A 24663-nucleotide genomic window follows, 5' to 3' on the forward strand; every position below is an offset into this window, starting at 1 on the left:
CAAGAATACGCATTTTCATCTTAAATAGGAGCAAACTTATAAATGAATAAAATATCACGATGATGCTAAAAATATGTTTAATATTAAAAGGGAGGAATAAACTATGGCTTTACTCGGAAATCCATTCGTTGCAAATGTACCAAGACAAATGTCAAATGACGAGCTTGCACAAGCAATTCGTGTTGATATTTCAGGTGAACTTGAGGCTATTATAGGTTATGAAGCTCATTCGATGTCTACAGCTGATGAAAGGGTTAAAAAAATTTTAAATCACATTGCAGATGAAGAAAGAAGGCACGTTGGGGAGCTTCAAGAAATTTTGTATATGTTATCTCCAAAGGATGCACAATTCATGGAGGAAGGTAAACAGAAAATTAAAGACCAGCAATCTCAAAATTTTCAGCAACCGATTCAGTAATTTTGATTGTTAGATTATTCGATTTTAATATGGTTATTTTAGATATTAAGAATAATTGAAAATGCCATCCTTTTGGATGGCATTTTCAATTTTTATCAGAAGTTATAAGTTTGTGACCACTTAGGCCTGCCTTATAGCTTTTTAAAAATAAATTATAAAAATCATTTATTACCTGTGAATGCTTCTTATCACCACTTATAGATAGTACCTCTATTGCAGTTTCTATTGTACATAAATTGCCATCCTTTGCACCTCTTCTTAAATCATATATAGACTTAAAGTTTGGTTCTAATGAAATAATTGGCAGGTTTCCTAAATAGGAACTTTTTCTAAGTATTTTTCGTGCTTCCTTCCATGTACCGTCTATGATAATAAAGGCAGGAATTTTCCCTGCACTTTTGTATTCAAGTTTCGGGCACTTTGTTTGATTATTTTCTATGGGAAAAAGTAAAAATGGCTCATATATATCATTATTTAAGTTTGTTATTAGTTTCTCTGGCATTTTTGTTCTTTCCCAAAGAAAAAGCTCTGTAGAATGTGGATTTATGAGTTTCAATAGTCTCGCAGTATTAGAAGGTCTATAAAATTCTTTTTCCGTAGATAAAATCCAGAATTTTGAGGACGTTTTTATCTTAGGTGCTGTAGAACAGAGGCAATTTATAATAGGCAGCCCACATTGATTACAACTTTCATACAAACTGGTTATTTGTTTTATTTTATAATCTGAGTTCATAGTTCCTCCTAAGTATTTAATCATAAAAATTTTTAATTAAGCATCCATATAGTATAATTTAAAACTCCAGCAAATGATACCCAAACAATATATGGAATCATAAGATAAGCTGCGGTTTTATCAATCTTATAAAATTCAAAAGTAGTTAAAAGAATAAATACTAACAATAGAAGTAATTCTAAAAAAGCAATAGCGTATAGTCTAAACCTGAAAAATATAATGGACCAAAGAAAATTTAAAAACAATTGAAAACCATATAAAATCAATGATTTTTTTACATCAACCCCGGATTTCCCCACCATCCAAATTCTATAAGCAGCTACAGCCATTAAAAAGAATAATATTGTCCATATAATAGGAAAAATCCATCCAGGAGGCGAGAAAAAAGGTTTATTAAAATTTTCATAAGCGCTTGGACCGTTCATACTTAAAAAACCACTTAACAAACCTACTCCTTCTGCAATCAAAATGCTGAATATAAGAGCAATAATATTTTTTTCACCATTTATCTTAAAGATATTAAACATATTTTATCTTCCTTTCTATAATTATTTTGAATTATTTTTAACGACATTTCAGAAGGAAAGTCTCCTTCTATAAGTGAGAGTTACATACCCTAACAAATAGTAAAATTCAGTGAAAGTATAAATATACTTCTGAAGTCGTTAATATTACAGCTCCGCAGGAGATGATTTAATAGAGTTTTCGGTAAATATATAATCATACATTTTATAATATACTTGTTTAAGAGTTATTTTATGCCTATAAGAGTTTTGTATAATTGCTAGTGATATTAGGCAAAGTAAATTCATACCGTAAATTACTATAAAAACTAAAAAGAATGGAAATGAAAAACTTTGTTATTAAAGAACATTTGAATTAGTTGTAAGATACTTTTATCTTGACATGGAATATAAAAATATATATACTTTGACTATCAAACTAGTTGAAAATCTAAGCAAAGGGAGAGGATAATTATGAAGTTACCTCCTTTAAAAATTGGAGAATTAATAGCACGTATTCCTATAATTCAAGGTGGTATGGGAGTGGGAGTATCTTTATCAAAGCTCGCATCAGCTGTCGCAAACGAGGGTGGAATTGGGATAATATCTACTGCCCAAATTGGTTTTAATGAAGAAGACTTTGCGACTAATGCAAAGGAAGCAAACAAAAGAGCATTAAGAAATGAAATTAGGCGAGCTAGAGAATTAAGTCCTAAGGGTATAATTGGGATAAATATTATGGTAGCTATGAATAATTATGAAGAACTAACAATGGTAGCTTTACAAGAAGGTATAGATTTAATAATATCTGGCGCAGGACTTGCACTTGATTTACCGAAAATAGCCAAAGGATTTAAAACAAAACTTGCACCTATAGTATCGTCAGCAAAGGCAGCTATAGTTATATCAAAAATGTGGGATAGAAAAAACAATTGTGCCGCAGATTTAATTGTTGTTGAAGGCCCAGAGGCTGGTGGTCATCTTGGTTTCTCTTTGGAATCGCTACTTGAGAAGAAAGCCCAAGATTTAAAGCAAATAGTTAAAGAAGTTATAGAGGCAATTAAACCTTTCGAAGAGAAATATAATAAAAAAATTCCTGTAGTAGCTGCTGGTGGAGTATATACTGGTACCGATATTTCAGAATTAATGAAAATAGGTGCAGCTGGAGTACAAATGGCTACTAGATTTGTGGCGACTAATGAATGTGATGCTAGTTTAGCTTTTAAAATGGCATATATTAATTCAAAAGAAGGAGACATAAAGATAGTAAAAAGTCCTGTAGGTATGCCTGGACGTGCCATTAACAATAATTTTATGAAAGTTGTAGAGGAAAAGGGTTGCAAAGTAAGTAAGTGTTATTTGTGCATTAAGAAATGTGATCCTAAAACTACACCTTATTGTATTACAGAAGCACTTATACAGGCAGTAAGAGGGAACTTAGATAACGGTCTTATTTTCGTTGGAAGTAATGCTTACCGTGTAAATAAAATTGTGACCGTTAAGGAACTTATGACTGAACTTGTGGAAGAAGCAGAACGTGATTTTTAGTTTCTTATAGACAAAAACGAAATGTAAAAATTTTCATATTAATGGTAAAAATATTGACAAATTACAACTCCATAGATATACTTTGAGTATCAAAGTACATGAAAATATAAGTATATGGAAATCAACGTATGGGAAATGGTGGTAAATATGAGCAGATCTGTTGGAGTTGTAAATGAACTTTTAGTAGAGACCTTTAGTGACATATCTCAGATAGAACAGAGGGCACTTAAAGAAGGGGTTCTTAAGGACATATCTGTAACAGAAGTACATACTATTGATGCAATTGGAATGTATGAACACAGAACTATGTCCGAGGTTGCTCAGGATCTTAGGATAACCGTAGGGACACTTACAACCGCTATTAACAAACTTCTCAAAAAAGGGTATGTTGATAGAAAAAGGGGAGAAGAAGATAGAAGATCAGTAATGATCACACTTACCAGAAAAGGAAAACTTGCCTACAGGATACATGATAGGTTTCATTCTAATATGGTGCATGCAACTATCGATGGTCTAAACGAAGAAGAGGAAGAGGTATTAATAAAATCTCTTGAAAAATTAAATGATTTCTTCAAAAATAAATATAGATTAGAATATTAAGGAAGTGGGAATTAAGCAATGAATGAAGTACAAATAATTGGTACGGGAAGTTATGCACCTCTAAACATAATGACTAATCACGAGTTATCAAAAATTGTAGATACTTCTGATGAATGGATAGTTTCTATGACGGGTATTAAGCAGAGACATATATCTACAGGAGAAAATACTTCAGATTTAGCTACAAAAGCAGCCAGTGAAGCATTAGCGAATGCAAATATTAAAGCTGAAGATATAGACTTGATTATTGTTGCAAGTACTTCTCCAGATCAATTTGTACCAGCAACTGCATGTATAGTTCAAGGAAATATCGGAGCAGTTAATGCCATGGCTTTTGATATATCAGCAGCATGTACGGGGTTTATATTTGCCCTTAATATAGCAATGCAATTTCTTAAAACAGGTCAGCGAAAAAGAGCACTAATAATAGGGGCTGATGTATTATCAAAAATAGTTGATTGGACAGACAGAAACACTTGTATTTTATTTGGAGACGGAGCAGGGGCAGCAGTACTTGAAGCAGGAAGCGTTAGAGGAATAATTTCTGTAAATTCAGCTTCAGAAGGTCAAAAGGGAAAATTTTTGACATGTCCAACTGTAGATGTGAAAAATACATATACAAAAGGAAATGAGGATTTTAAAGCAACAATAAGTATGGATGGCAAAGAAATTTTTAAATTTGCAGTAAAAACTATTGCAAGTAGCATAAGTAGAATCTTAAATGAAAATAATTACACACTTGATGATATTAAGTATGTAGTTTGTCATCAAGCAAATTTTAGAATAATAGAATTTGTTGTTAGAAAATTGAAGGCTGATAAAGATAAATTTTTCGTCAATTTAGATAAGTACGGAAATACTTCGGCAGCAAGTATAGCCATAGCAATGGACGAAATGAATAAGGAAAATTTACTTACAGCTGGAGATAAAATTATACTTGTAGGCTTTGGTGGTGGATTAACCTACGGAGCTTCATTAATAGAATGGACAATGAATAAATAAAATCTTAGGAGGAATTAATAATGGTATTTGAAAAAGTTAAAAGTGTAATAGTTGAACAATTAGGAATAGACGAAGCAGAGGTTAAAATGGAGGCCAAATTTGCAGATGATTTAGGTGTAGATTCTCTTGAAATTTTTGAAATTGTTATGTCACTCGAAGAAGCATTTGAAATTGAAATACCAAATGAGGATATAGAAAATATTAAAGATGTACAGGGAATTGTTAAATATATAGAAGAAAAACTTAAATAATATAAATTAAGAGTTAGATGATTGGAGAGCTGAACTACTAAGTATAAAAATTTAGTTTTATTCAGTATATTAAAAAGTATATATTACGTGAAATGTAGTTGTAGTAATATGTACTTTTTTTCTATAATTATCTGACTTTAACTATATGTTTTTAAGGAATCAAGGAGGGGTAAAATGTTTAATTCCGTATTTTTTAAAGAGTTAGGTGTAAAGTATCCAATAATACAAGGTGGTATGGCTTGGGTTGCAGATAGTAGTTTAGCGTCTGCAGTATCTAATGCAGGAGGTCTCGGTATTATAGCGGCAGCCAATGCACCAACAGATTATGTAAGAAATGAAATTAGAAAAGCAAAGGAATTAACAGATAAGCCTTTTGGCGTTAACGTAATGCTTTTAAGTGATAACGCAGAACAAATTGCACATCTTGTATGTGAAGAAGGTGTTAAAGTAGTTACTACAGGGGCAGGAAACCCAGGCAAATATATGGAACTTTGGAAGTCACATGGGATTAAAGTAATACCAGTAGTGGCTTCTGTTGCATTAGCGAAGCGTATGGAGAGAGCGGGAGCAGATGCGGTTATTGCAGAAGGTTGTGAATCTGGAGGACATATTGGTGAACTTACAACCATGTCGCTCGTTCCTCAAGTTGTTGATGCGGTTAGTATTCCTGTAATTGCAGCAGGTGGAATAGGTGATGGACGAGGAGTTGCAGCAGCATTTATGCTCGGTGTACAAGGAGTTCAAGTAGGAACAAGGTTCCTAGTAGCGAATGAATGTACAATACATGAAAATTATAAAAAGAAGATACTAGGTGCGAAGGATATAGATTCAGTGGTTACGGGAAGACCTACAGGACACCCTGTTAGGGTTTTAAAAAATAAATTATCGAGAAAATTCCAGAAACTTGAGAAAGAAAATGCTTCAATAGAGGATTTAGAGGAACTTGGGCGAGGATGTTTACAAAAGGCAGTACAACAAGGCGACATAGAGATGGGATCTATTCTTGCAGGACAAATTGCGGGTCTTGTAAAAAAAGAACAAAGTTGCAAGGAAATTATCGAAGAAATGTTTACACAAGCAGAAGAAGCTATTATAAAATTTAGATAAAATATTATTATTTCATATAGATTAAAGCCATAATATTCGGAGATGTAGCAATGACTAACTCTGAAAGTGATGATTAAGGAGATAAATTATGAGCAAAATTGCTTTTATTTTTCCGGGACAGGGAGCCCAATATATTGGTATGGGCAAGGAATTATTTGAAAATATAGAGGAATGCAAAAATATATTTAATATAGCAGATAAAGAACTTAATTTTGAATTAAGTAAACTTTGTTTTGAAGGTGAAATCGAGGAGTTAAATATTACGGAAAATACTCAGCCCGCTATTTTAACTGTTAGCATAGCAGCACTTATGGCATTACAAAAACATGGTATAAAGTGCGATGTTACTGCAGGACTTAGTCTTGGAGAGTACTCAGCACTTGTTTGTAGTGGAGCTATGGATTTTAAAGATGCTGTAAAGCTTGTTAAAAAGCGAGGTAGATTTATGCAAGAGGCGGTACCTGTAGGAATAGGTACTATGGCTGCTATTATTGGACTTGAGACTTCCTTAGTTGAAGAAGCATGTAACGAGGCAAAAGATTCTGGGATAGTTGAAATTGCAAATTTGAATTGCCCGGGACAAATAGTAATTGCCGGGGAAATAGCGGCGGTAGAACTTGCATGTGAAAAAGCTAAGGAAAAAGGTGCTAAACGAGCTATAGTTTTATCTGTAAGTGCACCATTCCACTCGTCTATGCTAAAGCCGGCAGCGGAGAGGTTAGAGATCGAACTTAAAAATATAAGTTTTGATGATATGACTATTCCATTAATGACGAACGTAAATGGTGATTATGTAAAAAATAAAAATGATATCAAAGATAATTTAAAACTTCAGGTTATGAGTTCTGTTTTATGGGAGACAATTATAAAAAGAATGATAAAAGATGGTATTGATACTTTCGTAGAGATAGGACCTGGCAAAGTGTTAAGTGGTTTTGTTAAGAAAATAGATAGAAAACTTACAATTGTTAATATTGAAGATATGGATTCATTAAATAAAGCAGTAGAATTGCTTAAAAGGTAGGATCAATTAAAATCTAGGGTCATTATGAAAGATGTAAAGGAGCACGAATTGATGTTAAAAGGGAAAACAGCAGTGGTTACTGGAGCTAGTCGTGGTATTGGAAGAGCTATAGCATTAAAGCTTGCAAAACATGGAGCAAATGTAGTTGTTAATTATAGAAATAGCGTTGACGCAGTGCAGGAAGTAGTTAAAGAAATAGAAGCTTTAGGAGTCAAAGTACTCGCAATCCAAGCTGATATAAGTAGTTATACTGATGTAGAAAACATGATAAAAAAATCTGTTGAAGAGTTTGGAAGCATAGATATTCTAGTTAATAATGCAGGGATAACAAAAGATGGTCTTTTGATGAGAATGAAAGAAGCAGATTTTGATAGCGTTATAGATATTAACCTAAAAGGTGCTTTTAATTGCACAAGACATGTAGCTGCTATAATGCTTAAGCAAAGAAGTGGAAGAATAATAAATATATCTTCAGTTTCTGGGCTTACAGGAAATGCAGGGCAGGTAAATTATTCAGCTGCAAAGGCAGGCATAATAGGAATGACAAAGTCTGTAGCTAGAGAATTTGGAAGCAGGGGGGTTACTTGCAATGCAGTAGCGCCAGGATATATTCAAACTGACATGACTGAAGATTTGCCAGCTAAAGTAAAAGATACCATAATGGGTACTATTCCATTAAAGAGACTTGGAAGGCCAGAAGATGTCGCAAATGTAGTAGCATTTTTAGTAACAGACGAAGCGGCGTATATAACAGGTCAAGTTATAAATGTAGATGGCGGAATGGTAATGTAGCGTCTAAAGATGATTCATCACCTTAAGGTGATGATAAAGGAGGATTTACTTTATGAAAAATAGAGTCGTTATAACAGGTATGGGAGCAGTTACGCCTATAGGAAATGATGTAAATAGTTTTTGGGATAATATAAAAAAAGGAACTTGCGGCATAGATGTAATTAAAGCTTTTGATGTTACGGATTTTAAATGTAAACTGGCTGCAGAGGTTAAAGATTTTGATGTAACGGTAGCGCTAGATAAAAGAGAAGCTAGAAAAATGGATATGTATTGTCAGTATGCAATGGTTGCAGCGAAAGAAGCGGTTGAAAACTCTGGACTAGTTTTAGAAAACGAGGACAGTGAAAAAATAGGAGTAATAGTTGGTTCAGGTATTGGTGGAATAGGTACTATTGAGAGAGAACATGCAAAGCTTTTAGAAAAAGGACCAGGTAGAGTGACGCCTTACTTAATACCTATGATAATAGGTAATATGGCAGCTGGCAACATTGCAATAAAATATGGTGCTAAAGGTATGTGTTATAGTGTAGTTACTGCTTGCGCTACAGGAACAAATGCAATCGGAGATGCTTTTCATTTAATTCAAGATGGTAGAGCGGATATAATAATAGCCGGAGGTTCAGAAGCGTCGATAAGTCCACTTGCTTTAGCGGGTTTTACATCACTAACGGCTTTAAGCAAAAGTGAAGATCCTTTAAGAGCATCGATTCCTTTTGATAAAGAGAGAAATGGTTTTATTATGGGAGATGGTGCAGGTATAGTTATACTTGAATCTTTAGAGCATGCTACGATGAGAAACGCTAAAATATACGCAGAGGTTAGTGGGTATGGATCGACTTGTGATGCATACCACATAACTTCACCAGCACCAGATGGAGAAGGGGCTACAAGATCAATGGTAATGGCGCTTAAAGATGGTAATATTAAGCCAGAAGAAGTATCTTACATTAATGCGCATGGAACAAGCACTCCATATAATGACAAATTCGAAACAACAGCTGTAAAATCTGCTTTTGGAGAATATGCTTATAAAATACCTATGAGTTCAACAAAGTCTATGACAGGACATCTTCTTGGAGCATCAGGAGCAATAGAGGCTATAGTATGTGTAAAAGCGTTAGAAGAAGGGTTTGTGCCAGCAACTATAGGGTATAAAGTACCGGATGAAGATTGTGATTTGGATATCGTTCCAAACATAGGCCGAAAACAGCAGCTTAAATATGCAATGTCAAATTCTTTTGGATTCGGCGGTCATGATGCTACTATATTATTAAAAAAATGGGATGGTAGATAACTATGGATTATAAAAATATTCAAGATTTAATAAAAACAGTTAGTGCTTCGCAAATAACTTGTTTTGAAATTGAGACAGAGGGTATTAGAATAAAGATGGAGAAAAAAGAAGCACAGGTGGTAGTAGAAAGAATCCCTGCAAATGTTACACATATAGAGTCAGTTACTCATGAACCATTGACTAAGGAAAATATAGAAATGCAGGAAGTGCATGCAGAAAAAACAGAAAATGATGTTTCTAAAAATACAGTGAATACAATACCCGATGAAAACATATTTATAGTTAAATCACCTATTGTTGGAACTATGTATACTTCTCCAAGCGCTGAATCAAAGAATTTTGTGAAAGTTGGATCTATTGTTAAAGTGGGAGATACACTTTGTATATTAGAGGCTATGAAACTTATGAATGAAATTGAAAGTGAAGTAGACGGAGAAGTTTTAGAAGTATTAGTCTCTAATGAAGATATGGTAGAGTACGGTCAACCATTATTTAAAATAAGAAAGAACTAGTGCATAAAAAGGTAACTTAAAATCGACATTTATCTATTGATTTAATAACTCAGGAGGTGGAGGATTAACATGGAAAATATAGAAGCTATAAAAGGTATTACTTTAGATGTAAAACAAATTCAAAAAATTATTCCTCATAGATATCCATTTTTATTTGTGGATAAAGTAGAGGAATTAGAACCAGGAAAAAGAGCAGTTGGGTATAAGAATATTACTATGAATGAGTACTTTTTTCAAGGCCATTTCCCGGAGGAGCCTATACTTCCCGGAGTAATTATTATTGAGGCTCTTGCACAAGTTGGAGCAGTCGCTCTTTTAAGTATGGAAGAGTATAAAGGTAAAATTGCTTATTTTGGTGGTATTAACAAAGCAAAATTCAAGAGAAAAGTTGTTCCAGGAGATGTACTTAAGCTTGAGGTAGAGATAATTAAGATGAAGGGACCTGTTGGAATAGGTCTTGGAATAGCGACCGTAAATGGAGTAAAGGCAGCGCAAGCTGAAATTACGTTTGCGGTAGGTATTTAAAAAATTTAAATACTTTAGTAAATAAATTTAAGTATGGGGAAGGTAAACAATATGTTTAAGAAGATATTAATTGCTAATAGAGGCGAGATAGCGGTAAGAATAATTCGGGCATGTAATGAAATGGGTATCCAAACTGTGGCAGTATATTCCGAGGTTGATAAGGAAGCTCTTCATACTCAAATGGCAGATGAGGCTATATGTATTGGACCTGCTAAATCTAAGGATAGTTATCTAAATATGCAAAATATATTAAGTGCTACAGTTCTTACAGGTGCAGAGGCGATCCATCCTGGCTATGGATTTTTATCTGAAAATAGTAAGTTCGCACAAATGTGTGAGGAATGTAATATAAAATATATAGGCCCTAATTCACAAAATATTGATAACATGGGCAACAAGTTAAAGGCAAGGGAAATTATGATAAAAGCCGGAGTACCTGTTGTTCCTGGATCAGATGGAGAAATTGTTTCTGAAACAGATGCTTTAGAATCAGCTGAGAAAATAGGATACCCTGTAATGATAAAGGCTTCAGCAGGAGGCGGGGGAAGAGGTATAAGAGTTGTTAGCAAAGTAGAAGATCTCATAACTGCATTTAATACTGCGAAAACCGAGGCGGAAACTAATTTTGGTGATGGAACAATGTATATGGAAAAATTTATAGAAGAACCAAGGCACATAGAGTTTCAAATACTCGCAGATGAGCATGGAAATGTGGTTCATCTTAATGAACGAGATTGTTCTATTCAAAGACGTAATCAAAAGGTAATAGAAGAGGCACCCGGAGCTGGAATGACAAAAGAACTTAGGAAACAAATGGGTGAGGTTGCAATTAAAGCAGCTAAATCTATTAATTATAAAAATGCGGGAACTATAGAATTTTTGCTTGATAAATATGGTAAATACTATTTCATGGAAATGAATACGCGTATACAAGTGGAGCACCCAATAACAGAAATGATTACTGGGATAGATTTGGTTAAAGCCCAAATAAGAATTGCAGCAGGTCAAGTGCTTCCATACAAACAAGATGATATAAAAATTATTGGTCATGCTATTGAATGTAGAATAAATGCAGAAAATCCTAATAAAAACTTTATGCCTTGTCCAGGAGTCATTAAATCACTCCATATTCCTGGTGGATATGGAGTAAGAGTAGACAGCGCAGCATATCAAGGTTATAAAATTCCACCGACTTATGATTCTATGATAGGAAAGCTTATTGTTCATGGAAAAGACAGAGACGAAGCAATATGTAAAATGAGAAGAGCACTTGGTGAATTTATAATAGAAGGAGTCGATACCAATATAGACTTCCAATTTAAGATAGTAAATAATAAAGATTTTATAAAAGGTAAATTTGATACTGGTTTTATTGGTAAAGAATTTAAAAATATTTAAAGTAGCTGAATGTATACTGGAATTTATTACTTAAAAGTTTTATACTATGAGAGTAGTATTTATTATATATGCTATAAATTGAAGTGGGTATATTTTTAGAAAGGGGTAGTTATATGTTTGAGTTTAAACGTATATTTAAAAAGAGTAAATATATTGAGGTTAAAAATTTAGAAAATGAAGATGGCGATAAAAAACCTAATATCCCTTCAGGAATGTGGGTTAAATGCGAAACCTGTGGTAAAATTCTTTATAAAAAGGATTTAGAGAGTAGCATAATGACCTGTGATAATTGTAAAACCCATTTCAGAATCGGGTGTCGTGAAAGAATAGATTATACTATAGATAAAGGTACTTTTAAAGAATACGATGAATTTATGATATCAGATAACCCTATAGATTTTAAGGGATATACGGAGAAACTTCAAACTATACGTGATAAAACTTTATTAAATGAAGCAGTAATAACTGGAGAAGGAAAGATAAACGGGCAAGATACGCTAATTGCGGTGATGGATAGTAATTTTATGATGGGAAGTATGGGATCTGTAGTTGGAGAGAAAATTACGAGGGTCATTGAAAAAGCAACAGAGAGTAAAAAACCAATTATTATATTTACAGCCTCAGGGGGAGCTAGGATGCAGGAGGGTATATTTTCTCTAATGCAAATGGCTAAAACTAGTGCTGCTATTGCAAGACATAATGAAAGCGGTAATCTTTATATAACTGTTCTTACAGATCCAACCACAGGTGGAGTTACAGCAAGTTTCGCAACTCTTGGAGATATAATTCTCGCAGAACCTAATGCACTAATAGGGTTCGCAGGTAAAAGAGTTATAGAGCAGACATTAAAGCAGCAATTGCCTGAGGGATTCCAAAGGGCCGAATTTTTGCTTGAGAAGGGTTTTATAGACAAGATAGTGGATAGAAAAGTTATGAAGGAAACTTTAGCGCAGATATTGAAACTTCATTTATAGCACCGACAGAAAGACAAAAGTAATACATAAGGAGTGAAATTTTATGGTAACTTTACCTTTTGAAAAGAACATGTATGAACTTAAAAGTAAAATAGATGAGCTAAAAAATTTAGCAAAAGATCAAAATATGGATTTAGATAAAGAGATAAGACAGATGGAAATAAAGCTCTATAATATGCAAAAGGAAGCCTATAAAAATTTAACTGCTTGGGATAAAGTAAGTATTGCAAGGCTAGTGGAACGTCCGACTGCTCTTGATTATATAAATAAAATTTTTGATTCATTTATTGAATTACATGGTGATAGATATTATGGAGACGATGCTGCAATTGTAGGTGGAATCGCAGAGTTTAATGGTATACCTGTAACTGTTATAGCGCAGCAAAAGGGAAATAATACAAAGGAAAATATAAAGAGAAATTTTGGTATGCCAAATCCTGAAGGATATAGAAAAGCTTTAAGACTTATGAAACAGGCAGAAAAATTTAAAAGACCTGTTATTTGTTTTGTTGATACTCCAGGAGCATATTGTGGATTAGGTGCAGAAGAAAGAGGTCAAGGTGAAGCAATAGCTAGAAATCTTATGTATATGTCAACTTTAAAAACACCAATAATTTCAATAGTCATTGGTGAAGGTGGAAGTGGTGGAGCTTTAGCAATGGCGGTAGCGGATGAAGTTTGGATGCTCGAGCATGCAATTTACTCTATTTTATCACCGGAAGGTTTTGCTAGTATATTATATAAAGATGCAAGTCTTGCGAGTGAAGCAGCTAATGCGATGAAAATAACAGCTCAGGATTTGATAAATTACGAAATAATAGATAGAATTATAAAAGAACCTCTAGGCGGAGCACATACTAATGTAGATGAGATGTCAATTAGTATTAAACGTAATTTGGAGGAAGCAATTGGTAGATTAAAACGTGAATCGATAGAATCCCTTCTTACCAAAAGATATTATAAGTTTAGAAAGATTGGTAAGGTAGTAGAATAATTAGTAATTTTCACTTCAATTAATCTAGGAAAAGTATATTTGCTTTTCTTTTTTTGTATAGAGGTGTATATATAGAATAAAAGGTAAAAATAATATTTAAAGAATGGCAAAGGGGATTTAAGTTATGAGGAAAACACATAGTGAAATAATTCTAGTAATAGATTCAGGATGCGATTTACCTTTAGAATATATTAAACAGGATAATATAGTACCATTAGGGTTGATTTGTAATTTTAAAGGGCAAGCAATAGAAGATGATTTTGGAGAGAATTTTACCCGAAAAGATTTTTATGATGCTTTAAGGCAGGGAGAAACGCCTACTACATCACAAATTAATAGCCAAATATATTTAGATGTATTTAAAAAGTATGTTTTACTGAAAAAGTCTATAATATATATTGCATTGTCTTCTGCATTAACTGGAACCATTAATAGCGCAAATATAGCAAGAGAAACTATACTTGAAGATTTTCCAGATGCTGATATAAGAATAGTAGATAGTAAATGTGCAAGCCTTGGACAAGGACTTTTAACATATTATGCATATGAAATGTTGAAGAGTGGAAAATCTACAGGAGAGATAGTTAAATGGCTTGAGGAGAATAAACTAAGGATTAATCATTGGTTTACGGTTAATGATTTAAACCATTTAAAAAGAGGTGGAAGGATATCTAGTTCTGCAGCAGCTGTTGGTACATTACTAAATATAAAACCTGTTTTATTTGTGGACAACGAAGGAAGGCTTATACCATTTTCTAAGTGTAGAGGAAGAAAAAAAGCAATAAGTACTTTAGTACAAAAGTTTAAGGAAAAGTCAGATCCAAGCATTAAACAGGTTATTGCAATAAGTCATGGGGATTGCCTAGGAGATGCATTAGCTTTAGAATTATTACTTAGAGAAAACGGAAATGTTAAGGACGTTATTTTAAATTATGTTGGAACGGCAGTAGGGTCACATGTAGGACCAGAGATGTTAGGAATATTTTTTATAGCAAAGGAAAGATAAAAGATTGGATATTTTAATAGTAATAAATCGCAATTATAATAACACATCATATATTAATATAAGATCATTATAATATAGTAAAAGGAAGATGTCATAGGGCATCTTCCTTTTGCTTTAGGAATATTCAAAAACTATTTTGTTTCTTTCCCTAATTTTTTAGATTCTTTAGAAACACCTATTTCATTAGCAGTTTCCATTCTCATTTTATCTAACTCTTTTTTCGTTTTCTGACTAGCTTTTTTATTGTCTTTACTGTTTTTGTTGTCTTTATGTGACATATAAATAGCCTCCTTATATTTTTAAGAGCACATAATAATTATTAATCCATTACTCTTAATATTAAACATTTCAATATTATTATAACCAAATTTTATATGCTTATGCTATAAAATGTTATTAATTAAAATGTTACTTCTAATGATATAATACTGTTATTAAATAAATTTACATTGGAGGAGTTATTGATATGGATAAAACAATAGGATTTATAGGTTGTGGGAATATGGCAAGGGCTATGATAAGTGGAATAGTTAAATCAAATTTAGTCCCTAGCGAAAATATAATAGCAAGTAATCCATCGGATAAGAATTTAAGTAAGGTAAAAGAAGAACATAATATTAAAGTAACAAATGATAACATGGAAGTTGCAAGGGTTTCCGATATAGTAATACTTGCTGTAAAACCTTATAAATATTTTGAAGTTATTGAGGATATAAAGTCCTTCTTAAAGAAGGATGTAGTTATAGTAACCATAGCCGCAGGAATAACGTTAGAGCGTATGAGCACTTTATTAGGGGAGAAAGCAAAGGTTATAAGAACCATGCCCAATACCCCAGCGCTTGTAGGCGAGGGAATGAGTGCACTTTGTTCAAATGCAAATATAACTCCTGATGAGTTACAAGATGTATTGAAAATATTTGAAAGTTTTGGCAAGGTAGAAATATTAGAGGAAAAACTTATTGACGTGGTTCCGTCGGTTAGTGGATCATCTCCGGCTTATGTGTATATGTTTATTGAAGCCCTAGGTGATGGTGCAGTACTTCAAGGAATGCCAAGAGGCAAAGCTTATAAAATGGCAGCACAGGCAGTGCTAGGGGCTGCTAAAATGGTGCTTGAGACTGGTGAACATCCAGGGAAACTTAAAGACGATGTATGTTCACCGGGGGGAACTACTATAGAGGCAGTATACGCATTAGAAAAGAATAATTTTAGAGGTACTGTAATTTCAGCTATGGAGAGTTGCACGGAGAAGGCAATAAAAATGGGTAAAAATTAAATGAATAGAGTTTATACTTTGTTTATAATTTGTTTATAGAAAGTAGAGACATGTACTTTAAAATAGAATTATGAAAGACTTTCATGTTAAAAAGCAAATTTATAACAAAGAGGAGATTAAATAAAATGAAGCTAAATAAGAAAACAGCAATGATTGTAAGTTTTGCTCTAGGTAGTGTAATGTTTGCAACTACTGCAATGGCCCAAGTATTAACTAAAAGCGGATATGATCAATTAAAGGATTCTGTTAAGTATACAGCAGAAAGTGCTACAACTAAGCTAACAAGTTATACAGCAGATATGTCAATTATTCTAAAAGACAATGGTACTGTAGTTTATTCTGACGATTCTCTTAGTAAAGTTGATGTAGCAAAGGGGGCTAAAGAAACTGTAACAAAAGGAATTGATGGTTTAAAAAAGACAGAGGAGTATAATTACTCTGATTTAAATGAGTCTATATATAAAAATAACACGAATAATATATATAATACAACTACATTTACTACTCCTCATAAAACTACAATTTCACAAAATCCTTTTAAAGAAGAGGGAGCAACTGATATGGAGAAAATTGCAGATGCTGTCGTTGGTAATTTAAAAGATGCGGTTGTAGTTACGCAAAATTCAGATGGAAGTAAGACTTTGTCCGGCTCTTTAAGTGAAGCACAAATACCAGCCCTTATTAATGCAGTAGTATCTCTTGAATCTAAGAGTGTATTTGGTGGTAGATCTAATAACCCTAATAATGAGAGTAGCATACCTAAAATAGTAAGTGATGTATTTGTAAAAGAAGTTAAAGGAAATATGGTAACAACTAAAGATGGATTAATTCAAACTGTTCTTGGCACTGGATTAATTTCTGGTAAAGATGCAAAAGGCGTAGAGCATAAGTTAACCTTTGAGTTACTAGCAAAGATGACAGATGTTAATACGACTAAGGCTAATAAACCTGATTTAACAGGTAAGAAAGTAGAAAAAAATGTGGAACAAGATCATAGTAAATTAACTAATCCTGAAAAATATTTAGGAAAATATAAAACAGATATTTTAATAGAAAAAGATGCAAAATTCGTAAAAATAGGTGAAAGATTTGTAGACATAACTGCTTTAGATAATAAAGGTGTCAGTGGAAGATATTATGAGGAATATGCAAAAGGATTTGAGGAATATGCAGTAGATAAAAAAGACTTTAAGTTTAGTTCAACCTTTGAAAAAGGCCAGTTTAATGGGAGTGTTAAAGCACCTAATTTCACAGGGAGTATATCTATTGACCAAGGTTCAGCAACAATATACTTTAACGCAAATGAAAATAGTAATGAAAACGTGATTTCTTCTAATGGTAATTACAGTAAAGTATTTAAATAATAAGTATAATCATTGTAATTATATGTGGGGACTCTAAATTTAAATATTCTTATGGTAGAGTCCCCACATATTTATTTTTTAATTATATAATCGTTATTAAACAATATAAATATAACCAAAAGATTTGAAAAAGTGTATTTGGGGGGAAATAAATGGAGAAAGTAATTGAGATTAAAAACCTTTCCAAGGTATATAAAAATGGAAGGGGTATAACGGATATAAATCTTGATATACATAGAGGGGAAATTTTCGGATTTCTAGGACCTAATGGTGCTGGGAAAACTACTGCTATGAAAATAATGACTGGACTTATAAGGCCAGACAGTGGGGATGTAAAAATCTTAGGACATAGTATACTAGAGGATTACGAACAAGTAATGAAAAAAGTCGGGTGCATTATAGAAACAGCTGAAACCTACTCCTATTTAACAGCTTATGAGAATCTAAGGCAAGTCTCAAGATATTATAAAGACGTTGACGATCAGAGAATTGATGAAGTTTTAGAGTTAACAGGTATTCTTAAATACAAAAACGAGAAACCTAGAAAATTCTCGCTTGGAATGAAACAAAGACTAGGAATTGCAGCAGCCATTTTAGCAAGGCCAGAGGTAATTATATTAGATGAACCTTTAAATGGACTTGATGTCGAGGGAATGATTGCTATGAGAAATATAGTGAAAGACCTTGCAGCAAAGGAAAATACAACATTTTTTATATCAAGTCATCTTATTCACGATGTTGAACTTACTTGCACACATATTGGTGTGTTATACAATGGTAGAATGCTTAATGTTGATACTATGAAGAATATATTAAATAATTATTCAACACTTGAAAATTATTTTGTTAGTGAGGTAGAGCGAAATGGTAGAATTTAAAGCTGCTTTGATAAATGAAATTGAGAAGTTATATAAAAGAAAAAAAATTATAGTTGCAGTAATTATATCAATTATTGTAATTATTGTTGGACAGTTATCTATGGTGGTTTTAAGATCTGGTTTTGGACTACGCGGAGTTTCTAGCATGGAATTTCCTATACTTGTTCTCTCAGTAGTTGTGAATACAATATTGCCTTTATTTACAGCGCTTGTTACTATCGAGAGTTTTTCAGGGGAGTTTTCACAAAACACTATGAAAATTGCATTAACAAGGCCCATTTCACGGTTCAAATTTTATGCATCAAAGTTAATTGCAATTATGTTATTTATCATAGCGAATCTTTTATTTATAATGATTTTTTCAATAATTGCTGGTTGTCTTTTTAATTCAAATTCAGCTACATTTAGTAGTGTTATTAAAATTATAGTTTCATATATTGTAACGCTGGTTCCTATGGTGATATTATCAATAATCATTGCATTTTTTGCAAATATAATTAAAAGTGGGATAGGAGTGTTTTTTCTGTCTATTTTTGTTTTTGTTATGTTTAAAGGATTAGGTATTATACTTTACAGATATTCGGGTATATTCATTACATCAATGATGAACTGGTATACGCTATTCACTATGGATACCATACCATTTTTAAAAATCTTTCTTCAATTTATGATGATGGTTAGTTATGGTATAATATTTTTTACAGCAGGGTATTATATATTTGACAAAAAAGAATTTTAAAGACATTTTGAGGTGAAAAATGAATATAAAAAAACGATTGATTTTTTCTAACACTGTAACTGTGATAGTTCCTTTTGTAATTACAATTGTAGCTGCGGTCTTATTTATTTTTATATCTTCAACCATTTTTAAAAAGGACGTAAGTTATGATAATTTTAAAAAGTTCATATTCATAAAGACTCAATTAGCAGATACCAGTAATATTGTACGTAATCAAAGTTCTTACAATATAGAGAATATAAAATATCAACAATATTTACATCAAAAGTTATCGACCATAAATGGAGAAATCATAATACTTAAAAGTAATACTATTATTTTCACTTCAAAGGATGTAAACAAAATTGACATAGAGAAATGTTTAGTAGAAGCTAATACTAAATTTGAAAAAAAATTAGTAGAAATTGAGGCTACATCTTACATGGTAGAAGTAGCTCCAATTAGGTTTAGTGATGGTAACAGAGGGAATGTCATATTACTCGCTCCAGTCTTTAGGTATTCAAGCATTCTAGAAGAGTTTATTATATTTATAGTTGCAATATTTCTTATATCATTTATAGCACTCAACATATATATGTCCTATCTACTGTCTAAAAGAATAATAAAGCCCTTATCACTTTTAAGTATAGCTGTAGGAGAAATTAGTAAGGGGGACTTAAGTCTAGAAATTATTGAAGTCGGAGATCAAGAAATTAAGAAGTTATGTGCTGATTTTGAAAAGATGAGAATACAACTTAAAGATTCTATCCGCCTCAAAAAGAAGTATGACGAGAACAGGACAATGCTCGTTTCTAGTATATCCCATGATCTTAAAACACCTATAACATCAATAAAAGGGTATGTTAATGGCATTTTGGATGGAGTTGCTAATACTCCTGAAAAGGCAGATCGATATTTAAAGACCATTTATTCAAAGGCTACGCAGATGGATATTATGATTAATGATTTGCTTTTATATTCGAAGTTGGATCTCAGTCAATTACCTTTTAATTTTGAAAACACAGATATTATGGATTATTTTAAATACTGTATTCATGAAAGTGCACCAGAGCTTGAAAAGTCGAACATAGAAATTTGTTTGAAAAATAATTTGGATGGTTTAAAATACGTTAAAATTGATAGAGAAAGATTAATGAGAGTGATATTAAATATTATTGATAATTCTCGTAAATATATGGATAAAGAGCAAGGTAAAATTACAATTATTCTTAGAGAAACTAATTCTAGCATTATAATTGAAATAAGGGATAATGGTTCCGGTATTGATGAGAATGATGTAAATAAAATTTTTGATAGATTTTACAGAGCAGATGCGGCGAGAAGTGAAGCGAATGGAAGTGGACTAGGACTTGCAATTGCAAAACAAATTGTAGAGGGACACGGCGGCACAATTTGGGCTGTGAGTCATGAAAACGAAGGTACAAGTATTTTAATGTCATTTGGAAAAATATCAAATAAAGGAGTATTATGAAAAAAATTTTAATAGTAGAAGATGATATAAGTATTGCTAGGCTTCAAAAAGACTATTTAGAGATTGAAGGGTTTGAGGTTAAAATATGCAATGATGGGGTAGAGGGATTAAATGCCCTGAAAACAAAGGAATTTGATTTGTTAATTCTTGATGTTATGCTTCCTAAAATTGATGGATTTACTATTTTGCGAAGTATGCAAGAGGATAAGGAAATTCCAATTTTAATGGTATCTGCAAAAAAAGATGATATTGACAAAATAAAGGGGCTCAGTCTTGGTGCTGATGACTATATTACAAAGCCATTTAACCCAAGTGAACTAGTTGCTAGAGTTAAATCACATATTCGAAATTACGAGCGAATAAAGAATAAATTTAACTCCGTCGTGAAAAGTAGCACTATTATAATAAGGGGACTAGAAATAAGAAAGGATTGTAGGCAGGTATTTGTAGATGGTATTGAAATAAACTTAGCTCAAAAAGAGTTTGATTTATTACTCTATCTAGCTGAAAATCCTAATAGGGTATTTAGTAAAGTTGAATTATTTGAAAAAATATGGGGATACGATGCTTTATCAGATACTGCGACTGTAACAGTACATATTGGAAGAGTAAGGGAAAAAATCGATAAATGTACATCTCAGCCTCAATACATTGAAACTGTTTGGGGAACTGGGTACAGGCTTAGGGTATAAACATACCCTAAGCCTGTATTTTTTATTATCATTAATATTTTAAGTGTTTAAAATTATATGTATTAAGTTTGCATGTAATAAAAATTGTAAGAAAAACATATATATTTATTATGAGAGTAAAAGTTATTGACTAACGAACAAATGTTCGTTACAATATATACATAACATAATAAGACAAAATACTTTTAAAGTATTTATAAATATATAATTATTTCATCTTATGATAGCTTTAATTTGTACCTAAACTATATTTCTAAAGTAGATTATTGGACTGGGGGTAAAACAAATGGAAACAAAGGATTTATTAGTTAAAATAAATTGTTCAAGAGAGGGTAATGACAGTTTAGCAATAACTTATGCTTCAAGTGCTGATAAGATTAATCATTCTTCTAAATATTTAATATGTGGGGGTATGTATAATAGAAATGGTGGAACAATAATGTTTAAGGCTAAGAATATAGAAGAAGCTGCAGAAATAGCTAACAATAATTTAGTAGTTAATGCGAGTTCTAATAAATACCAGTATCTTAAAAAGGAATATATAATAAATAATATATAGAAAACTTCAGTGGGAGGATAACAATTGAGAATTGTTATCTACTCGAGAGAACTACAAAGTGGTAACTCTCATTCCGAAGTCGTCGATGTATCTTCTTCGAAGCTGTTGCAGCGACCAAGGAGAGGATTTAATTATTAAAGTATATAACATTATTAGACGGCAAACTCAATATTTCTAATTACGATATCTAATTGTGAAACAAGAGAAACAGTTGTGCCAACTTCATTAGACTTAGAATTCATTCCTTTTTTTATAATTTTAACTTGTGGTCTTAAGGCAAAGTTAGGAAATACAGCCATAACTACACCAATATCACCAGTGCTTAATTTGACTAGGGTTCCAGGTGGATAAGGAACAACTGCCTTAGAAAATACTTTAACCATTTCATAATCAAACTGAGTATCACCATGAGAAAAAATATATTCTACAGCATCATTAGGGCACATGGCCTTGCTATAGGGCCTGTCTGATGTAAGCGCATCATACACATCTGCAATAGCAACAATTCTAGCAAATTTATTAATTGATTTGTTTTTTATGTTATCTGGGTATCCGCGCCCATTTATTTTTTCATGATGTTGAAGAGCAACAATTCTAGCGGGAGCAGGTATTTCCAAACACCCTTTTAGAAAATCATAACCTTTTGTGGTATGTTCCTTTACAGTTTTATATTCTTGATCAGTTAAGGGACCAGGTTTTAAAATTATTTGTTTTGGAATAAGAGTTTTGCCTATATCATGTAGCAATGCTCCTATACATAAAGTATAAAGCTCATTCTGATTTAATTGTAATTGAACACCTAATACTAGAGAAAGTACGGCTACGTTTACACTGTGCTGGTAGGTGTAATTATCCATACTTTTAATATCTACGAGGTTAATCATTACATTTTTTTTACTTATTATCTCGTCAATTATTTCCTTAGCAATACTTCCTATAGATTCAAAATAGACTCGTTTTTCTTTTGAAACTTTTTTTTCATCAAGGTTAGTATTAGTAGAATATAAACTATATTTCTCAAAGCTATAAAAAGCATCTTTGATAGCTTTAATAGCATGTTGGCGTAACTCAGGTTTTATTACATCTTCAATTTCAGCTTCGTTGTATTCATCACTAATGTATATAGAGTAAATCTGTAAACGTTTTATCCTTGCCAAGTAAAAATCAGTTAATGCAACACCTTCTCTTAATAGAATTCTTCCATCATTATCAAATATAGTTTTAGCCAAAAAATCTCCTGATTTTGCAAATTCAATTGGTAAAAGTCTCATAATTATATCACATCCTAAATATTAAAAATTAAGTCACTTTAATTAATATTAATATAAAAGCTATTCTAGTATAAATAATATATTACAAGATATATATTATTTTAATATATATGTATAATAATACATTTTACACTATTATGAGCTAAAATCACACTAATATTTATTAATTATTAATTAGTGCACAACAAATGTAAAGAAGGGGTATAATAGTAACTGTAATAAAAGATTAAATCATCAATAAAGCATATAACCTTGATAATCTAAGGTTGCTTAAAGATAAGCATATACTTAGCATAATAAAAAATAACAAGTCTAAGATGCCTTATAACTAATTTGTAGTTAATATTGATGTTTAGAATAATTTTAGGCGGGAGGAAATGAAATGAATAAATTATCACGAAACGATGTGTGTTGGTGCGGAAGTGGCAAGAAATATAAAAGATGTCATATGGATCAAGACGTATTTATAAGCAATATAGAAGAGAAAGTTGGGTATACAATACCTAGAGATATCATGAAAACGCAGGAACAAATAGAAGGTATAAGAAAAAGTTGTAAACTAACACATGATGTACTAGATATTGTTAGTGAGAGAATAAAAGTGGGAGTAACCACAGAGGAAATTAATACTTGGGTACATGAATATACGGTAGAGCATAATGCATACCCAGCACCATTAGGCTACGGTGGATTCCCTAAGAGTGTATGCACATCAATAAATGATGTGATATGTCATGGTATACCATGTGAAACTGTTCTAAAAGATGGCGATATAGTTAATGTAGATGTATCTTGCATATTAGATGGATATTACGGTGACGCTAGTAGAATGTACATAATAGGAGAGGGTTCTAAGGCATCGGTAGATTTGGTGCGTGTATCAAAGGAATGTCTAGACCTTGGCATAGAACAGGTGAAACCATTTAATACGCTTGGGGATATAGGAAATGCCATTCAGCAACATGCAGAAAGTCTTGGCTATTCTGTAGTTTACGATTATGGTGGTCATGGTGTTGGATTAGAATTTCATGAAGAACCATTTGTAGCACATATAGGTAATAAAGGTGAGGGTACAATATTATTACCTAATATGACGTTTACTATTGAACCTATGATTAATATCGGGAGCCCAGATACAAAAGTACTTGATGATGATTGGACAGCGGTTACAACAGATGGATCATTGTCATCTCAATGGGAACATACCATACTTGTTACTCAAACAGGTTATGAGATATTAACTTAAGTTTTAACAAATAGCAGTTTAGAAGGAGAGTCCACGTTACATATGGTGGACTTTCTTTTTTGTTTTTTTGATAAGTTGTTTAGTGACCTAGACTACTCAACTTTTATTATATATGTGGATTCATCTAAGGGGCAAGACTCTCTTTTCCAACTCTTATAATAAGAAAAGGTTATTTTACATTCACCACAATTCAAACATTTAAATTTCCAGATAATTTGATTACTTCCACCTAAGATATTTGGTTTATTAAAATCAAATGTTTTTTTCTCTTCCAATAATATTATAGAAGGATCAGATGTGGTATAGTACCAACAATATCCAGTTGTTGGGGACTCGGTAAGTTCAATAATCATATGAGCATATATAGGGATAATGTTTATAAGCTTATGGCCTAAAACTATAGCATTTGACTTGAAATTTTCATATTCGTAAGTCAAGTAAGTACCCTCCTTAATCACTAACTGCGCAGATTTATTAATAAAATAG

General features: G+C 32.2%; 28 protein-coding genes. 23 read left to right on the top strand and 5 right to left on the bottom strand.

Translation table 11 applies throughout. From position 1 onward, the window contains the following. Positions 1-103: 103 nt before the first annotated feature. Complete coding sequence (locus LL038_RS19785; RefSeq protein ID WP_216124455.1) at positions 104-418, top strand: demethoxyubiquinone hydroxylase family protein; 315 nt, start codon at positions 104-106, stop codon at positions 416-418. An 85-nt stretch (positions 419-503) separates the two neighbouring features. On the opposite strand, the gene LL038_RS19790 is transcribed toward LL038_RS19785, so the two are convergent. After that, positions 504-1151 (bottom strand): tRNA-uridine aminocarboxypropyltransferase, encoded by a 648-nt coding sequence (locus LL038_RS19790; protein ID WP_216124453.1) that lies wholly within the window; start codon positions 1149-1151, stop codon positions 504-506. Positions 1152-1183: 32 nt separating this feature from the next. Continuing rightward, positions 1184-1678 (bottom strand): TspO/MBR family protein, encoded by a 495-nt coding sequence (locus LL038_RS19795; protein WP_216124451.1) that lies wholly within the window; start codon positions 1676-1678, stop codon positions 1184-1186. Positions 1679-2128: 450 nt separating this feature from the next. On the opposite strand from LL038_RS19795, the gene LL038_RS19800 reads away from it, so the two are divergent. From LL038_RS19800 to LL038_RS19865, 14 genes are all read left to right on the top strand, one after another. Beyond that, on the top strand, positions 2129-3202 hold the full coding sequence (locus tag LL038_RS19800) for an NAD(P)H-dependent flavin oxidoreductase (protein ID WP_216124449.1): 1074 nt from the start codon (positions 2129-2131) through the stop codon (positions 3200-3202). A 147-nt stretch (positions 3203-3349) separates the two neighbouring features. Then, positions 3350-3802, top strand: a complete 453-nt coding sequence (locus LL038_RS19805) for a MarR family winged helix-turn-helix transcriptional regulator (RefSeq protein WP_171298966.1) — start codon at positions 3350-3352, stop codon at positions 3800-3802. A gap of 18 nt (positions 3803-3820) precedes the next feature. After that, the gene (locus LL038_RS19810; RefSeq protein WP_216124446.1) at positions 3821-4804 is read left to right on the top strand and encodes a beta-ketoacyl-ACP synthase III; all 984 of its coding nucleotides are present in this window, start codon (positions 3821-3823) and stop codon (positions 4802-4804) included. A gap of 20 nt (positions 4805-4824) precedes the next feature. Then, on the top strand, positions 4825-5055 hold the full coding sequence (gene acpP / locus LL038_RS19815; RefSeq protein ID WP_216124444.1) for an acyl carrier protein: 231 nt from the start codon (positions 4825-4827) through the stop codon (positions 5053-5055). A 174-nt stretch (positions 5056-5229) separates the two neighbouring features. Further along, entirely contained in the window at positions 5230-6162 is a 933-nt protein-coding gene (fabK, locus tag LL038_RS19820) for an enoyl-[acyl-carrier-protein] reductase FabK (RefSeq protein WP_216124443.1), read from the top strand. A gap of 88 nt (positions 6163-6250) precedes the next feature. Continuing rightward, on the top strand, positions 6251-7186 hold the full coding sequence (gene fabD / locus LL038_RS19825) for an ACP S-malonyltransferase (RefSeq protein ID WP_216124441.1): 936 nt from the start codon (positions 6251-6253) through the stop codon (positions 7184-7186). A gap of 51 nt (positions 7187-7237) precedes the next feature. Then, positions 7238-7978: a 3-oxoacyl-[acyl-carrier-protein] reductase gene (fabG, locus tag LL038_RS19830; protein ID WP_253200012.1), complete on the top strand. Its 741-nt coding sequence runs from the start codon at positions 7238-7240 to the stop codon at positions 7976-7978. A gap of 52 nt (positions 7979-8030) precedes the next feature. After that, positions 8031-9272, top strand: coding sequence for a beta-ketoacyl-ACP synthase II (gene fabF, locus LL038_RS19835; protein WP_216124437.1), 1242 nt, complete (start codon positions 8031-8033; stop codon positions 9270-9272). 2 nt (positions 9273-9274) lie between these two features. After that, complete coding sequence (accB, locus tag LL038_RS19840; protein WP_216124435.1) at positions 9275-9784, top strand: acetyl-CoA carboxylase biotin carboxyl carrier protein; 510 nt, start codon at positions 9275-9277, stop codon at positions 9782-9784. Positions 9785-9853: 69 nt separating this feature from the next. Then, a complete protein-coding gene (gene fabZ, locus LL038_RS19845) occupies positions 9854-10309 on the top strand; it encodes a 3-hydroxyacyl-ACP dehydratase FabZ (protein WP_216124433.1) in 456 nt (151 codons plus the stop codon). A gap of 51 nt (positions 10310-10360) precedes the next feature. Continuing rightward, on the top strand, positions 10361-11707 hold the full coding sequence (locus LL038_RS19850) for an acetyl-CoA carboxylase biotin carboxylase subunit (RefSeq protein WP_216124431.1): 1347 nt from the start codon (positions 10361-10363) through the stop codon (positions 11705-11707). A 113-nt stretch (positions 11708-11820) separates the two neighbouring features. Continuing rightward, positions 11821-12681 carry an acetyl-CoA carboxylase, carboxyltransferase subunit beta gene (accD, locus tag LL038_RS19855; protein ID WP_216124429.1) on the top strand — a complete coding sequence of 287 codons (861 nt, stop codon included), beginning with the start codon at positions 11821-11823 and terminating at the stop codon, positions 12679-12681. Between the two features lie 43 nt (positions 12682-12724). Continuing rightward, complete coding sequence (locus LL038_RS19860; RefSeq protein WP_216124427.1) at positions 12725-13675, top strand: acetyl-CoA carboxylase carboxyltransferase subunit alpha; 951 nt, start codon at positions 12725-12727, stop codon at positions 13673-13675. Between the two features lie 124 nt (positions 13676-13799). Next, positions 13800-14681 (top strand): DegV family protein, encoded by an 882-nt coding sequence (locus LL038_RS19865; protein ID WP_216124420.1) that lies wholly within the window; start codon positions 13800-13802, stop codon positions 14679-14681. 131 nt (positions 14682-14812) lie between these two features. On the opposite strand, the gene LL038_RS19870 is transcribed toward LL038_RS19865, so the two are convergent. Beyond that, a complete protein-coding gene (locus tag LL038_RS19870; RefSeq protein WP_071614740.1) occupies positions 14813-14959 on the bottom strand; it encodes a small, acid-soluble spore protein, alpha/beta type in 147 nt (48 codons plus the stop codon). A gap of 188 nt (positions 14960-15147) precedes the next feature. Between LL038_RS19870 and proC the strand changes: the two genes are divergently transcribed. From proC to LL038_RS19905, 7 genes are all read left to right on the top strand, one after another. Beyond that, positions 15148-15957 carry a pyrroline-5-carboxylate reductase gene (proC, locus tag LL038_RS19875; RefSeq protein ID WP_216124419.1) on the top strand — a complete coding sequence of 270 codons (810 nt, stop codon included), beginning with the start codon at positions 15148-15150 and terminating at the stop codon, positions 15955-15957. A gap of 125 nt (positions 15958-16082) precedes the next feature. Continuing rightward, complete coding sequence (locus LL038_RS19880; RefSeq protein ID WP_216124417.1) at positions 16083-17321, top strand: hypothetical protein; 1239 nt, start codon at positions 16083-16085, stop codon at positions 17319-17321. Positions 17322-17473: 152 nt separating this feature from the next. Next, positions 17474-18199, top strand: a complete 726-nt coding sequence (locus LL038_RS19885; RefSeq protein ID WP_216124415.1) for an ABC transporter ATP-binding protein — start codon at positions 17474-17476, stop codon at positions 18197-18199. Continuing rightward, positions 18186-18938 (top strand): ABC transporter permease, encoded by a 753-nt coding sequence (locus LL038_RS19890; RefSeq protein WP_216124413.1) that lies wholly within the window; start codon positions 18186-18188, stop codon positions 18936-18938. Before LL038_RS19885 ends, LL038_RS19890 begins: the two co-directional genes overlap by 14 nt. A 19-nt stretch (positions 18939-18957) precedes the next feature. Further along, positions 18958-20409, top strand: a complete 1452-nt coding sequence (locus LL038_RS19895; protein WP_216124412.1) for a sensor histidine kinase — start codon at positions 18958-18960, stop codon at positions 20407-20409. Then, positions 20406-21101 carry a response regulator transcription factor gene (locus LL038_RS19900; protein WP_216124410.1) on the top strand — a complete coding sequence of 232 codons (696 nt, stop codon included), beginning with the start codon at positions 20406-20408 and terminating at the stop codon, positions 21099-21101. Before LL038_RS19895 ends, LL038_RS19900 begins: the two co-directional genes overlap by 4 nt. A gap of 286 nt (positions 21102-21387) precedes the next feature. After that, positions 21388-21660, top strand: coding sequence for a hypothetical protein (locus LL038_RS19905; protein ID WP_216124408.1), 273 nt, complete (start codon positions 21388-21390; stop codon positions 21658-21660). A gap of 152 nt (positions 21661-21812) precedes the next feature. On the opposite strand, the gene LL038_RS19910 is transcribed toward LL038_RS19905, so the two are convergent. Next, the gene (locus tag LL038_RS19910; protein ID WP_216124401.1) at positions 21813-22931 is read right to left on the bottom strand and encodes an HD-GYP domain-containing protein; all 1119 of its coding nucleotides are present in this window, start codon (positions 22929-22931) and stop codon (positions 21813-21815) included. Between the two features lie 382 nt (positions 22932-23313). Here LL038_RS19910 and LL038_RS19915 point away from each other — a divergent pair, with 382 nt between their 5' ends. Beyond that, positions 23314-24177 (top strand): methionyl aminopeptidase, encoded by an 864-nt coding sequence (locus LL038_RS19915; protein ID WP_216124399.1) that lies wholly within the window; start codon positions 23314-23316, stop codon positions 24175-24177. A 92-nt stretch (positions 24178-24269) separates the two neighbouring features. Here the strand turns inward: LL038_RS19915 and LL038_RS19920 are convergent, their stop codons facing one another. Beyond that, a complete protein-coding gene (locus LL038_RS19920) occupies positions 24270-24614 on the bottom strand; it encodes a protease inhibitor I42 family protein (protein ID WP_216124397.1) in 345 nt (114 codons plus the stop codon). Positions 24615-24663 lie beyond the last annotated feature (49 nt).

The organism is Clostridium estertheticum, assembly GCF_026650985.1.
Taxonomy (GTDB): Bacteria; Bacillota; Clostridia; order Clostridiales; family Clostridiaceae; genus Clostridium_AD; species Clostridium_AD estertheticum_C.